The sequence below is a fragment of the Polaribacter sp. Hel1_85 genome (assembly GCF_000766795.1).
GTDB lineage: Bacteria > Bacteroidota > Bacteroidia > Flavobacteriales > Flavobacteriaceae > Polaribacter.
In genome coordinates, this window is sequence record NZ_JPDS01000002.1 from 1075110 (window position 1) to 1088286 (window position 13177).

Annotated in this window: 10 protein-coding genes; 4 read left to right on the plus strand and 6 right to left on the minus strand. The window is 27.8% G+C overall.

The features are described from left to right. Nucleotides 1-70: 70 nt before the first annotated feature. From PHEL85_RS11905 to glmS, 3 genes are read left to right on the plus strand one after another with little or no spacing between them, the layout of a single operon-like run. Nucleotides 71-880: a glycogen/starch synthase gene (locus PHEL85_RS11905; RefSeq protein ID WP_036825268.1), complete on the plus strand. Its 810-nt coding sequence runs from the start codon at nucleotides 71-73 to the stop codon at nucleotides 878-880. Between the two features lie 10 nt (nucleotides 881-890). Then, nucleotides 891-2462 (plus strand): DUF4270 family protein, encoded by a 1572-nt coding sequence (locus PHEL85_RS11910; RefSeq protein WP_036826318.1) that lies wholly within the window; start codon nucleotides 891-893, stop codon nucleotides 2460-2462. A gap of 19 nt (nucleotides 2463-2481) precedes the next feature. Further along, nucleotides 2482-4338, plus strand: coding sequence for a glutamine--fructose-6-phosphate transaminase (isomerizing) (gene glmS / locus PHEL85_RS11915; protein WP_036825270.1), 1857 nt, complete (start codon nucleotides 2482-2484; stop codon nucleotides 4336-4338). 55 nt (nucleotides 4339-4393) lie between these two features. Here the strand turns inward: glmS and PHEL85_RS11920 are convergent, their stop codons facing one another. From PHEL85_RS11920 to PHEL85_RS11930, 3 genes are all read right to left on the minus strand, one after another. Beyond that, nucleotides 4394-5128, minus strand: a complete 735-nt coding sequence (locus tag PHEL85_RS11920; protein ID WP_036825271.1) for an energy transducer TonB — start codon at nucleotides 5126-5128, stop codon at nucleotides 4394-4396. Nucleotides 5129-5261: 133 nt separating this feature from the next. Next, nucleotides 5262-5867 (minus strand): FAD-dependent oxidoreductase, encoded by a 606-nt coding sequence (locus PHEL85_RS11925; protein ID WP_036825273.1) that lies wholly within the window; start codon nucleotides 5865-5867, stop codon nucleotides 5262-5264. 1 nt (nucleotide 5868) lies between these two features. Further along, entirely contained in the window at nucleotides 5869-6456 is a 588-nt protein-coding gene (locus tag PHEL85_RS11930) for a MarC family protein (RefSeq protein WP_036825274.1), read from the minus strand. Nucleotides 6457-6540: 84 nt separating this feature from the next. On the opposite strand from PHEL85_RS11930, the gene PHEL85_RS11935 reads away from it, so the two are divergent. Then, nucleotides 6541-7116: a DUF3109 family protein gene (locus PHEL85_RS11935; protein WP_036825275.1), complete on the plus strand. Its 576-nt coding sequence runs from the start codon at nucleotides 6541-6543 to the stop codon at nucleotides 7114-7116. Here the strand turns inward: PHEL85_RS11935 and PHEL85_RS11940 are convergent. The 3 genes from PHEL85_RS11940 to PHEL85_RS11950 form a co-directional block, all read right to left on the minus strand. Then, nucleotides 7102-9018: a tetratricopeptide repeat protein gene (locus PHEL85_RS11940; RefSeq protein WP_036825277.1), complete on the minus strand. Its 1917-nt coding sequence runs from the start codon at nucleotides 9016-9018 to the stop codon at nucleotides 7102-7104. The genes PHEL85_RS11935 and PHEL85_RS11940 overlap by 15 nt on opposite strands. 3 nt (nucleotides 9019-9021) lie before the next feature. Beyond that, complete coding sequence (locus tag PHEL85_RS11945) at nucleotides 9022-9756, minus strand: LytR/AlgR family response regulator transcription factor (RefSeq protein WP_036825278.1); 735 nt, start codon at nucleotides 9754-9756, stop codon at nucleotides 9022-9024. Between the two features lie 627 nt (nucleotides 9757-10383). Next, a complete protein-coding gene (locus PHEL85_RS11950; protein WP_036825279.1) occupies nucleotides 10384-13176 on the minus strand; it encodes a CHAT domain-containing protein in 2793 nt (930 codons plus the stop codon). Nucleotide 13177 lies beyond the last annotated feature (1 nt).

Consider the following 13177-nt stretch of genomic DNA (forward strand, 5'->3'; position numbering starts at 1 on the left):
CTTACCATTTTAACACGATATTAGCATAATAATTTGTATTTTTGCGCTTCGTATAAAAGAGATTGATTTAATGAAGGACAAGAGAATATTATTTGTTTCATCGGAAGTAGTTCCTTATTTACCAGAAACAGAATTATCGTCAACAGCTTTTAATGTTGCAAAAAACGCACATTCTAAAGGAGTACAAACAAGAATTTTTATGCCAAGGTTTGGCGTTATTAACGAGCGTAGACACCAATTACACGAAGTAATTCGTTTGTCTGGTATGAACTTGGTTGTTAACGATATGGATATGCCATTAATTATAAAAGTAGCTTCTATCCCTAAAGAAAGAATGCAGGTTTATTTTATAGATAATGAAGAATATTTTAAAAGAAAAGCCGTTTTTACAGATGAAGATGATGAGTTGTTTGAAGATAATGATGAGCGTGCAATTTTCTTTGCAAAGGGAGTTGTAGAAACTGTAAAAAAATTAAATTGGGCGCCAGATATTATTCATGTTCATGGATGGATGGCCTCTCTTTTACCTCTTTATTTAAAAGAATTTTATAAAGAAGAACCTTTGTTTACAGAAAGTAAAATTATTACTTCTTTATACGACAACCCTTTTGAAGGAAGTTTAGATGAAACTTTAGCTGAAAAGTTGGAGTTTGATAATATAAAAGACGAAAAAATAGCCACAGTTAAAACACCAAACTTTACAAATATATTAAAGAGTGCCATTGAAAACTCTGATGCAATTATACATGGTAGTGAAACAATTTCTGAAGAATTGTCTTCTTTCTTAGAAGAAAAAGAAATACCAGTTTTAGAGCATCAAGTTGAAAACATGAAAGAGAGTTATTTAAATTTTTATGCTGATTTAATTGCAGCCAAATAAGTATTATAAAGTGAGGAGAATTTTTGAAAAAAGCACATCTGTTGTCGCTTTAATATTGATATTTACAGCTGTTATTTCTTGTGAAAAGGATTTTACAGATATTGGTTCAGGTATTATTAGTAATACAAAGTTTGACACAAGTAGTTTACTTGTTGATATTGAGATTGAAAATAGCCCTATTGTTAGTGTTAAATCAGATAATATTTCTGCAGAACCTGGACAATATTTATTAGGAGTTCATGCAAGTGATGATTATGAAAAAATAGAAGCTTCTATTGTTTCTCAATTAGCTATTAGTACAGCGCTTCAAGTTGTTGATGATGCAAATGTGTATGATTCTGATACTACTGTTGTGACAAAAGTAGATACTGTTTTTTTAAGATTACCATATCAGGTAACGTTAAATGATGATGGAGATGCATATGAATTAGATTCTATAATTGGTAATCAATCTAAGGCTTTTAATTTAAATATATACCAAACAAGTACTTACTTAAGTAGATTAGATCCAACAGATCCGTCAAAAGTTAATAGTTATAGTTCAAATGATGTTGATGTGTTTGAAAAAACAGGAAGTGAACTAAATGTTACTACAGATTTTAAGTTTTTACCAGCATTAACTGATTCTATTCTAGTTAAAAGGTGGTTAAGTAATGGTGCATTGGCAACAATAGATACTGTTACTTATACAAGTTCTACAACATCTACAATTCCTCTTCCTTTTGCTGTAATTCCTTTAAAAGAAGATAAAATAAAAGAATTATTTTTAGATAAATATGAGTCAGCAGAATTTGATTCTCAAGATGCATTTAACAACTATTTTAGAGGAGTTATTTTGGAAGCAACAGGAAATGAAGGATCTTTAATTTCTCTTAATTTTAGTGGTACAGTTAAACCTTCAATAGAAGTTTATTATACAAATTCGGTTGTTGCAGGAGGAGTCGTTATAGATACAATTCATAAAAATGATAGTTTTTTATTATCAGGAATACGAACAAGTACTTATAAAATGGAAGATAAAGTATACCCTGTAAATAATCAGGTTATTTTACAAGGAGCTGCAGGTAGTGAAGCTACAATAAAACTTTTTGGAGCCGACTCTGATGGAGATGGATTAGCAGATAAGATAGATGAGTTAAGAGATGATTTATTAATAAACGATGCTTCTTTAACTTTTTATGTGAATGAAGAAGTAGATATTACTGCAATACCTTATCAGTTATTTTTGTATAAAAGTGATGAAACAAGTTTTAGCCATATAAAAGATGCTATTAGTGAGGGGTTTACCTCTTTTGGAGGGCTATTAGAAGAGGATGAAGATGGAAATAAAAGATATACATTTAAAATAACCGATTATATCTCAGATATTTTAAGTGGAGAAACAGGTTACTCATTAAATACAAAATTAAGACTTAAAGTGATTAATAAATCTACCGATTTAAAATCTTTTGTATCTATTTCAGATACAATTCATAAGAATTACAGTTGGAACCCTAAAGCTGTAACTCTTTTTAATCATTCTGATATAAATGGAAATAAAAAAGCTGAGTTAAAGATATCTTACTCAGAGAAAAAGAATTAATGAATAAAAAATAATTGTTATGTGTGGAATAACTGGTTATATAGGTTTTAGAGAAGCATACCCAATTGTAATAAATGGGTTAAAAAGATTAGAGTATCGTGGATACGATAGTGCTGGGGTAATGATGTATGATGGTAAAGAAATACAGCTTTCTAAAACGAAAGGTAAAGTTTCTGATCTAGAAGAAATAACTAATAAAGAAGAACAAAGAAAAAAAGGAAGTATAGGAATTGGGCATACACGTTGGGCTACTCATGGAGTTCCAAATGATGTTAATTCTCATCCACACATTTCTCAATCAGGAGATCTAGTAATAGTTCATAATGGTATCATTGAAAATTATGATACTTTAAGAAAAGAATTAATTTCTAGAGGGTATGTTTTTAAAAGTGATACAGATACAGAAGTTCTTGTAAATTTAATTGAAGAAGTAAAAAAACAAGAAAATTGTAAGCTTGGTAAAGCCGTTCAATTGGCTTTAAACAATGTAATAGGTGCATATGCTATTGCTGTTTTTGATAAAACAAAACCAAATGAAATAGTTGTAGCTCGTTTAGGAAGCCCTATTGCAATTGGAGTAGGAAAAGATAATGAAGAGTTTTTTATTGCTTCGGATGCTTCACCTTTTATAGAGTATACTAAAGATGCTATTTATTTAGAAGATGAAGAATTAGCTATTATTAAGATTGGTAAAAACATAAAAGTTCGTAAAATTAAAGACGATACTATGGTTGATACTAATGTTCAGAAGCTTAAATTAAGTTTAGAACAAATAGAAAAAGGTGGTTATGAGCATTTCATGTTAAAAGAAATTCATGAACAACCAAAAGCTATTATAGATACTTATAGAGGAAGAATGTTACCTGACGAAGGGATTATTAAAATGTCTGGTATAGATGACAATCTTAATAAATTTTTGAATGCAAATAGAATTATAATTATTGCTTGTGGTACTTCTTGGCATGCTGGTTTAGTTGGAGAGTATTTAATTGAAGATATGGCTCGTATTCCTGTTGAGGTTGAATATGCATCAGAATTTAGATACAGAAACCCAATTATTACTCCAAATGATGTTGTTATTGCTATTTCTCAATCAGGGGAAACTGCAGATACATTAGCAGCTATAAAATTAGCAAAATCTAAAGGAGCTTTTGTTTTTGGAATTTGTAATGTGGTGGGCTCATCAATTGCGAGAGAAACTCATGCTGGAGCTTATACTCATGCAGGGCCAGAAATTGGAGTAGCATCTACCAAAGCATTTACAACACAAATAACTGTACTTACATTAATATCTCTAAAATTAGCAAAATCAAAGGGTACATTATCAAATTCTGCTTTTAGGATGTATTTACAAAAAATGCAATTAATTCCAGCAAAAGTAGAAGCACTTTTAAAGATTGATGAGAGAGTTAAAGAAATAGCAGCTGTATATAAAGATGCAAAAAATTGCCTGTATTTAGGAAGAGGATTTAACTTCCCTGTTGCTTTGGAAGGAGCTTTAAAACTGAAAGAAATTTCTTATATACATGCAGAAGGTTATCCTGCTGCAGAAATGAAGCATGGACCAATTGCTTTAATTGATGAGAATATGCCAATTTTTGTTATTGCTACAAATAAAGGTCATTATGAAAAAGTAGTTAGTAATATTCAAGAAATAAAGTCTAGAGCAGGTAAGATAATTGCGATTGTTACAGAAGGTGATACACAAGTAAAAGAAATTGCAGATCATGTAATTGAAATACCTGAAACAGAAGAAGCATTAACTCCACTGTTAACTACTATTCCTTTTCAATTATTATCATATCATATTGCTGTAATGTTGAATAAGAACGTAGATCAGCCAAGAAATTTAGCAAAATCGGTTACTGTAGAGTAATCTTTTGAGGATTTAAAACAAAAAAAATCCAGCTTTAAGCTGGATTTTTTTTGTTTTATGTTCTAACCTCAAATGTGATGGGTATACTATAACTAACACCTACAGGATTTCCTCTTTGTTTTCCTGGTGTCATTTTTGGAAGTGAACTAATTATCTTAACTACTTCTTTTTCTAATCTTGGATGTGGGCCTCTAGCTCTAACATTTGCGATGTTACCTTTTTTATTTATTGTAAAAATTACAAATAATTTCTTTTTTCCTGGTTGTAAACCTAATTCAGTTGCTAAGTTAACATCAAACCTTTTACCAAAATGTTCTGTTACTTTTTTTGTAAAACATTTTTTTAGTTTTGTATTATTACCTTTACAACCTGGGTAAACTGGCACTTTTTCAATTAATATAAAAGGAATATCTTCTTCAACTTCTTCGGCTTCTTCAACTTCAATTATATCTTCAGTATCTATAATAACACCTTCATCTTCATCTGTTTCTGTAGATTCAATTACTGTTTCCTCTATTTCTTTTTCATCTTCTACCACTGTTATTTGTTCAACTACTGGAGGTGGTGTGTTTTTTGGCGGTGGTTTTACTTCTTGAATCTCGATAATAGGAATATCTTCTTTCATATCATCAATCATATTTGCTTGACCTAAGCTTCCAAGGTCACTCCTTTCATATGTTTTGTGCTCAATTAATGTGTATGTAATAAATAGTGTTAATACTAACCCTATTTGTAAGAAAATTTTGCTGTAATTTTCTAATTGTTGTTTTGGATTTTTTTTAATTTCCATTTTGTAACCCTTTTAATGTTTATGATATTAATAATATTACCTAAAATAGTTTATCAGAAATTATCAAATTCTTATTAATTCGATTTCTGATTGTAAAATTATATATAACAAGGGCTTTAAAATATGATTTCCATCATACTTTGTCATGTACTTTTGTGGGCTGATTGTTATTCCAAAGAGTTAATATGTCTGTAGCTACACTTGCACCACTTCCTGCTGCAATCGAAAACTGACTTCTCCAACCAGCAATTGTTCCACAACAATATAAACCTTCTTTTATAAGGTGATTGTTGTTTTTAAGTTGAATTCTATCTTTTATTGGATTTGCTCTTTGATGAGGTTCTATAAAGGTTTCTATGCCTTTTATTGTAAATGGCTTAGAGTAGTTTAAGGCAATAATTACTATTTTACTGAAGTAAGTATTATTATTTGTTTTTATTTGATATCCTTTTTTATTTTTTATAACCGATAAAACTTTTTCGTTTTCTATTTGATGAATATGAGGGTATAAAGATGAAAGTTGTTTTTTTCCTTCTAGTAAAATATTTTTTCCTAAAGTTTTAGGTGATAACCCTAACACATTATTAAACAATGCATCTTGTAAATGAGAAGATTTTTGATGAGCAATTATTCCAATATTTTTATCAATAGCAAAAGGTTTGTCTTTTGCAGAGCCTAATATTAAAGCGCATTGCATTCCAGAGACACCACCACCAATAATAAGAACATCAAAATTCATTTTAAATAAAAAGCATTTTAATATTTGCTGCAAATAATTTTACAGAAATAGCTAATAAAATTACACCAAATATTTTTCTAATTATTTGAATTCCATTTGGTCCAATAATACGTTCTATTTTAGAGGATGTTTTTAATACAATATAAATTAAAATAACATTTAATAAAACGGCAATTATAATATTTTCTATATGAAATTCTGCTCTTAAAGAAAGTAAGGTTGTTAAACTTCCTGGACCCGCAATTAATGGAAAAGCTAAAGGGAAAATCGAAGCTGTAATTGCGTTGACATCATCTTCATTGTCTTTATATAATGTAATTCCTAAAATCATTTCTAAAGCAATAAAGAATAAGATAAAAGAACCAGCAACAGCAAAAGAATTTACATCAATTCCTATTAGTTTTAATAAACTTTGTCCTAAAAATAAAAAAATTATCATAATAAAACCTGCAATCAATGAAGCTTTTTCAGACTGAATATGACCTGCTTTTTTTCGTAAGTCTATAATAATAGGAATATTACCAATAACATCAATTACTGCAAACAAAACCATAAAAGCAGTAAATGTTTCTTTAAAATTAAAATTCATGAGTTTTTATATATTTTGCAAAATTAGAAAACTTAGTTTATGTAAACGTAAAGTTATAGAAAAAAATAATACTATTTTTGCGACATGTTTCAACTAGGAAAAACTATAGTTTCAGAAGATATTATCGAAAAAGATTTTGTTTGCAATTTATCTGCATGTAAAGGTGCTTGCTGTGTAGACGGTGAGGCTGGAGCTCCTTTAGATAAAGAAGAAACTAAAATTTTGGAAGAAATTTATCCGAAAGTAAAACCTTTTTTAAGAAAAGAAGGAATTGAGGTAATTGAAAAAGAAGGAACTTGGGTTACAAGTGAGTGGGGAGAATTAGAAACCCCATTAATTAATGGTGCTGATTGTGCTTATGTTATTTTTGATGAGAAAAAAACTGCTCTTTGTGCTATTGAAGAAGCTTATAATTCTGGTGAAATAGATTGGAAAAAACCTGTTTCTTGTCATTTATATCCAGTAAGAGTAAAAGATTACAGTGAATTTGCAGCAGTAAATTACCATAAATGGGAAATTTGCGACGATGCTTGTTCTTTAGGCAAAGAGTTACAAGTGCCAGTTTATAAGTTTGTAAAACAAGCCTTGGTTAGAAAATTTGGAGAAGATTGGTATGAAGAGTTAGAAAAAGTGGCTCAAAAGCATTTAAGAAATCGGTAATTTAATAATAATTTTTGTTCCTAAAGCATTGTTGTTTTCATCGACTAAATCTTTATAAATAATAGAATAATCGTTTCTTAAATTTTTTGAAAAGTTGGTTAACCTTTCATTAGTTAAGTTTATTCCTACAGATTTTCTATTAATAGATTTTTCAGCTTTTATTTTAGCGGAAGCCTTACGTCCAATTCCATTATCAGAAATATCAATTTGAATATAATCTGAAGATAATTTACTAATTTGAATGGTCATTTTTTTATCCTCTTTTTTCGAAGATAAACCATGCCATAAAGAATTTTCTAAGAAAGGTTGTAGTACTAAAGGTGGAATTTTTATTGTTTCTAAATTTAAAGATGGATCAGCATTAATTGTAAAGTCTATCTCATTAGAAAAACGGATATTTTCTATACTCATGTATAGATTCATAGTTTCTATTTCTTCAGCCAAAGTAGTTTCTTGTATAGAAGAAGCCTCTAGTATTTTTCGCATTAATTTTGAAAACTTATTTAAGTAAGAAGTTGCCTTTTTCTGGTCATTTTCAATGATATATAACTTAATAGAGTTTAAAGCATTAAACATAAAATGAGGATTCATTTGACTTCTTAAAGCATCTTGTTTTAATGAAAGAATTCTTTTCTCATTTTTTAATCCTTTTTGTTTATCAATAGAAAATACAACCACAGCAATTAATGCAAAAATACTTAAAGCCATTATCCATAGATTTCTATTTCTTGTAATTTGTAGTTGAGCTATTTCATTTTTTTTTGCTAAATCTTTTATTAGGTTTTCACTATGTTCCTTGTCATATTTACTTATTAACTCACTAACATACAGTAAATTACGTTCGTTAAAGGTTTTAGCGTCTTCTTCTTTTGCTTTTTTATAAAAGGAGTATGCTTTTTTGTAATTTTTTTTCTTGTCGTATAATAAAGCCAAGTTTTCATTAGCTCTAACAACAATAGTATGTACATTAAAATCTGTGGCTATATTTAAAGCAGTAGTTAAACTATTTTTTGCTTCATCAAGTTTATTTAGGTTTAATTGCGCCAAACCTAATGTGTTATAAGTATTAGAAAGGTAGTATTTATCTTTTTCTTTTATTGCTATTTGTAAAACTGTATCTACAGTAACAAAAGCTTGTTCATATTTTTTTTGTTTTATTAGAACATTAGCAATGCTATACCCACAAATTATACTACCAATTTTCGAATTAATTTGATTATTATAACTTAAAGATTTATGATAATTTTGAAGAGCTTTATCTAAATCACCCAATTCTTCATGTGCATTTCCTATATTTTGATGATTAATTGCAAGGCCAAGTTTATGACCAAGTTCTTTTTGCATAACAATAGATTTGCTAAACTCATTTAGTGCTAATTTATATTGTTTTAAGGCAATGTAAATATTACCAATGCTGTTTTCAGAAATACTAATGCTCTTTTTAATACTAACTTTAGGGTTTTTAATACGAATAGCTTTATCTAATGCTTGTTGATGATAATTTAAAGCATTTCTAATATCATCTTGTCTTCTATATACAGAACCTAAAGAGTTTAATATCTTAACTTCAGAAAGAGTGTCTTTTATTTTGACACTAATGTTTAGAGCTTTTTTATATTGAGAAATAGATTTGTTAAAAAGTGAATGATCTCTATAGTATCTACCCAAAGCATTAGAGCCATAAAATTGCCCTTGCAAATAAGAATTCTCTTCACTTCTTTTTACTAGTAATTCTAATAACTCCTTGTTTTTTCTCTTTGTTATAAAAACAGAATCAATAATATCTAGTGATGAAAATTTATTTCTAACAAGATATTCTATTTGTTCATTTACTTCTTTTTTTTGGGAAAAAGAAACAACACTTAAAATCAAAAAAATAACAGTAAATAATTTTACTTTCATGAATTAAAATTTATCTAAAAATTCTGCTTTCTTTTGACGAGAAACAGGGATTTTATGATTGTTTTCTAAAATTACATAACCATCTGTTTTATAGAATTCTTTTACTTTTTTTAAGTTGATAATGTAAGAGTTATGTATTCTAAAAAACACTTCATCTGGAAGTAAAGCGTTTACTTCTTTGAGCTTTTTAGTAACAACAATTTTTTTAGTATCTATAGTATGGATTGTAGAGTAATTACCATCAGATACAATAAAAAGGATTTCTTTGGGTTCTAAAAAAATTAGTTTTCCATCGGTATTAATTGTAATTTTTTTGTTGTCTAATTTCTTGTTAAAGTTTAATAATACTTTTTCTACTTTATTAGAATTTAATGATCTAAAGTTGTATTTCTTAACTTTTGCAATTGTTTCTTCTAAATCATCAGTATCAATAGGTTTTAATAAATAATCTATGGCATCATTTTTTAATGCTTTTATAGCGTATTCATTATAAGCAGTTGTAATTACTACAGCAAAATCTCTAGACTTAAGTTTACTTAAAAACTGAAAACCATCCATTGTTGGCATTTCAATATCTAAAAAAAGACAATCAATATTATTTTTAGCCAGATAAATTAAAGCCTTTTCTGGCTCATTAAAAGTGGCAGTTACTTTTATTTGATCACTAAAATTAGATAATTCCCAAGATAAACCTTGAATAGCTTTTGGCTCATCATCAACAATAACTGATGTTAACATAAAAAATATTTTATCCAAAAATACTATAATATTTACATTTTGCTTGTTTTAATTAAATAGAAAATACGTGTTGCTTTGTTTTTAATGCAATTTATACAGTTTTTAGGTCCATTTATACAAAAGCTAATTTTTAAACACATGTTTCACCTTACTTTTGTAGAGCATTTTGGGGGAAATGCAATTTTAAGAAAAAGAATTAAGTTTATTTATTGTTTAACTGTAGGGGGTTAACCAATATCTATTAAAAAAGCATCACTAAACAGTGATGCTTTTTTAATGCAATCAAATTTAAGTTATTTAGATTTTTTTATTCCTTATAATTCAACAACAATAAGGTTATTTTATAATAAACAACGATATAATGTTTGCATTTTGTTTGTATTTAATGTAACTTATACAGTATTTAGAACCATTTATACAAAATCGAATTTATAACAGATAATTCCCCTTATTTTTGTAGTGCATTTTGGGGGAAATGCAAAAAATTAGAAAAAATTTAATATTTATTTATTGATTAACTGTAGGGGGTTAGCCAATTTATAATGAAAAGCATCACAACCTTGTGGTGCTTTTTTTAGTTTTTTTTATTGATATTTGGGATTAAATAAAAACTATATAGCGCTTAAATTACTTAACTAAGAATTTTTTTCTAGTAAAACAATAAGCGATAGCAATAATGATTAGAACTATTATAATAATTGCAGAATAATTATATGAAGTTTGAAATACAGGAGAGTCATTACCATACACCACAAAACCAGCCCAAAAATAAGGTGCAGAAAGTTTGCTATCTGCATATTTGTTTTTATAACTCAATTTAGCATTTCTTAAAGCTTCAGACTTTGCTTGTCCATTTTTTAAATTTTGGTAAAAGAATAGCATTATTTGTTCTGTGGCCATATCAGGAACTTGCCATAAACTTACTACTGTTGTGGGTACACCAGCAAATGTAAAGGCTCTTTGAAAAGATTCTAAGTTTCCGTTTTTATCTAAACCAGCTCCTGTGTTACAGGCACTTAAAATAGCTAATTCTGCATTTAAACTTAAACCATATAATTCTTCTAAGTACAAGTGATCATCTTCATTTTCTAAATTGTTGCTAAATAGCAAACGACTCAATTCTGGGAAATCTTCATTTACTTCTGCATGCATTGCTAAATGTAAAATCTTACCTTTTCCTGCAGTTTTAATAAAGGTTGATTTTGTTAAATTACTATCATTATAAAGTTGAGAAGGAAACAATTTACTAATGTTCTTAGCCTCATTACTTGCTCCTTTTAAAAACGAAGGTTTGTTTCTACTATTAGAGGTAGGTGTAGTATTGGCATAACTTGGAGCATAAATATGTATTTCTTTTGATGTAGCTGTTTTATTAGCAGTATAGTTTACAAAACCCAAATTAGAAGTATAACTTATATGATAATCTTCGGTTGCAAATTTTTTATTGATTTGTAAAACTTCAAATGGAAGTTTGAACAATATTCCATCTGGATTAATAATTAAGTGGTCTATTTGTTTGTCTAGTTTAGGTATTAAAAGTTTTCCTAATTGACTACCTAAATTAAGAGTGTTTTTTCTGTTACGAGTTTTGTAGATAAAATCACTCAATTTTTGCGCTTCAATGTTTGTCCATGGAATTAAATGAACTTTAAAACTAGATTTAGAAATTTGATAAATAGCAATTTCATTTTCTAACAATATGTATTTTAAAATAACATCTTTAGAGGTTAATTTTTTTTGTAAATTTTCGATAGAAAATTCAAAATTACTCAACAATTCTAATTGAGGAAATTGTTTCTTCTTATAAGAATCATGCTTTTGAATAAGCCTTTGAATTGAATCTCTTTGCGGAATATTCTTTCTGATTTTTGCTTTACTAAGCAAAGAAGCCAATACTGTATTTCTTTGGTTTACAGAGTCTAATTCTGGTAATGTATTTGTATAACGACTCTCGTAAAACTTTTTCCAGGCCAATTGGTTTTTTAAAATTTCAAACTTATTTAAAATTGTTTTTTGATGTTGATAATCATCAAGAAAACCAGTTTTTTTCGAATTTAAAATTCCTTTAATAATTTTACGAAGTTGTCTGTTTTGTTGTTTATTAAAGTTGATGTTTAAATAACTATTTTCAAATTGTTGTAAAGCTAAATAATAAAGTTTACTTATTTTCTGTTGAACAATTGTGTCTGTTGGATAATAGTTGTTCAATTCTTCATTAATTCTTAACAACAAACGCGTATGATTATAACTTTTACTTGGTTTAAAGTTGGTATAATATGTAGTTAAAGAATCATTTTTACTATGAATTTTTTGAATGGATTTGTTAAAATAAATTATGGCGCTATCTTTTTGGTTTTTCTTGGCTTTTATCAACGCTTTTTGAGCGTAAAAAAAAGGAAGTCTACCATCCGTTTCAGAAATACCATTAAACAAATCAGTCATAATACTGTCTGCCTTTTCTAATAAATTTCCTTTAGAATAAGCTTTTGCAATGTTGTATTTGATAGCCCAAAGTGTACCAGGATAATTTTTGTTTTTTACTAAATTGTGTGTTTTTAATAAATAGTTTAAACCTAGTTGTATATCTTTTTTTGTTGTTAAAGAATCGTGTTTGTAAGAAACAAACCAATCTCCTATATGATTTAAAGCAGAACTATAATAAATCCTTTCTTCTTTATGAAAGTCAGATTTATTATGCATTTTCTCCAAATCTTTCATCGTATTTATAAGAGTTAAACTATCGTTAGAGTTTTTAGACAATATCCAAAACATGTATATTTTACGGTACTTTAAAATAACTCCCATTCTATGGTTATTTCCATTCAATTCCCAAGTGTTTTTATCTAAATAAGCTTTGTTTCTCTTATAAATATTTTCAGCTAAACGCATGTACTGTTTTGCTTTTTCAAAATTACCATAATAGGCATTTTTATTAGATAAAAGCAAATAAGCACCCATTACAGAACCAGGGTTTGGATTGGGTAGTTTGTCTAATAATTTAAGTGATTTTGTAATACTCTTGTAACTTTGCATAGCATTACCTAATTCACTTTCTAAATATGCTTTTGTATTATATAATGCTGCTTTTAAACTATCGCCAGTATAGGTATTTGGACAATAGGATATTCCTTTATTTAATGATGCTAAATTCTTTATGCTTTTCTTCTTTTTATGAAGTGCCGTGTATTTATACTGATATAATTTGACATATAACAAACTATCTGTAGAAGCTTTTGTTTGTAAATTCTCTAATACTTTATCAGAAAAAGAAATAATACTATCAGTTTTATTTAAGAGATAGAAATCACTTAATTGTTTAATAATGTTATTTGTTTTTTCTGATTGAGCAAATAGCGAGTGAGTATTAAATACTAAAAGAAATAAAAGAAAACAAAACAGTATTTTAGATTTTAAAGTCATT

Coding starts and splice junctions, on each gene's coding strand:
- PHEL85_RS11905 (WP_036825268.1), top strand. CDS start 71: ATGAAGGACAAGAGAATATTATTTGTTTCATCGGAAGTAGTTCCTTAT.
- glmS (WP_036825270.1), top strand. CDS start 2,482: ATGTGTGGAATAACTGGTTATATAGGTTTTAGAGAAGCATACCCAATT.
- PHEL85_RS11920 (WP_036825271.1), bottom strand. CDS start 5,128: ATGGAAATTAAAAAAAATCCAAAACAACAATTAGAAAATTACAGCAAA.
- PHEL85_RS11925 (WP_036825273.1), bottom strand. CDS start 5,867: ATGAATTTTGATGTTCTTATTATTGGTGGTGGTGTCTCTGGAATGCAA.
- PHEL85_RS11930 (WP_036825274.1), bottom strand. CDS start 6,456: ATGAATTTTAATTTTAAAGAAACATTTACTGCTTTTATGGTTTTGTTT.
- PHEL85_RS11935 (WP_036825275.1), top strand. CDS start 6,541: ATGTTTCAACTAGGAAAAACTATAGTTTCAGAAGATATTATCGAAAAA.
- PHEL85_RS11940 (WP_036825277.1), bottom strand. CDS start 9,018: ATGAAAGTAAAATTATTTACTGTTATTTTTTTGATTTTAAGTGTTGTT.
- PHEL85_RS11945 (WP_036825278.1), bottom strand. CDS start 9,756: ATGTTAACATCAGTTATTGTTGATGATGAGCCAAAAGCTATTCAAGGT.
- PHEL85_RS11950 (WP_036825279.1), bottom strand. CDS start 13,176: ATGACTTTAAAATCTAAAATACTGTTTTGTTTTCTTTTATTTCTTTTA.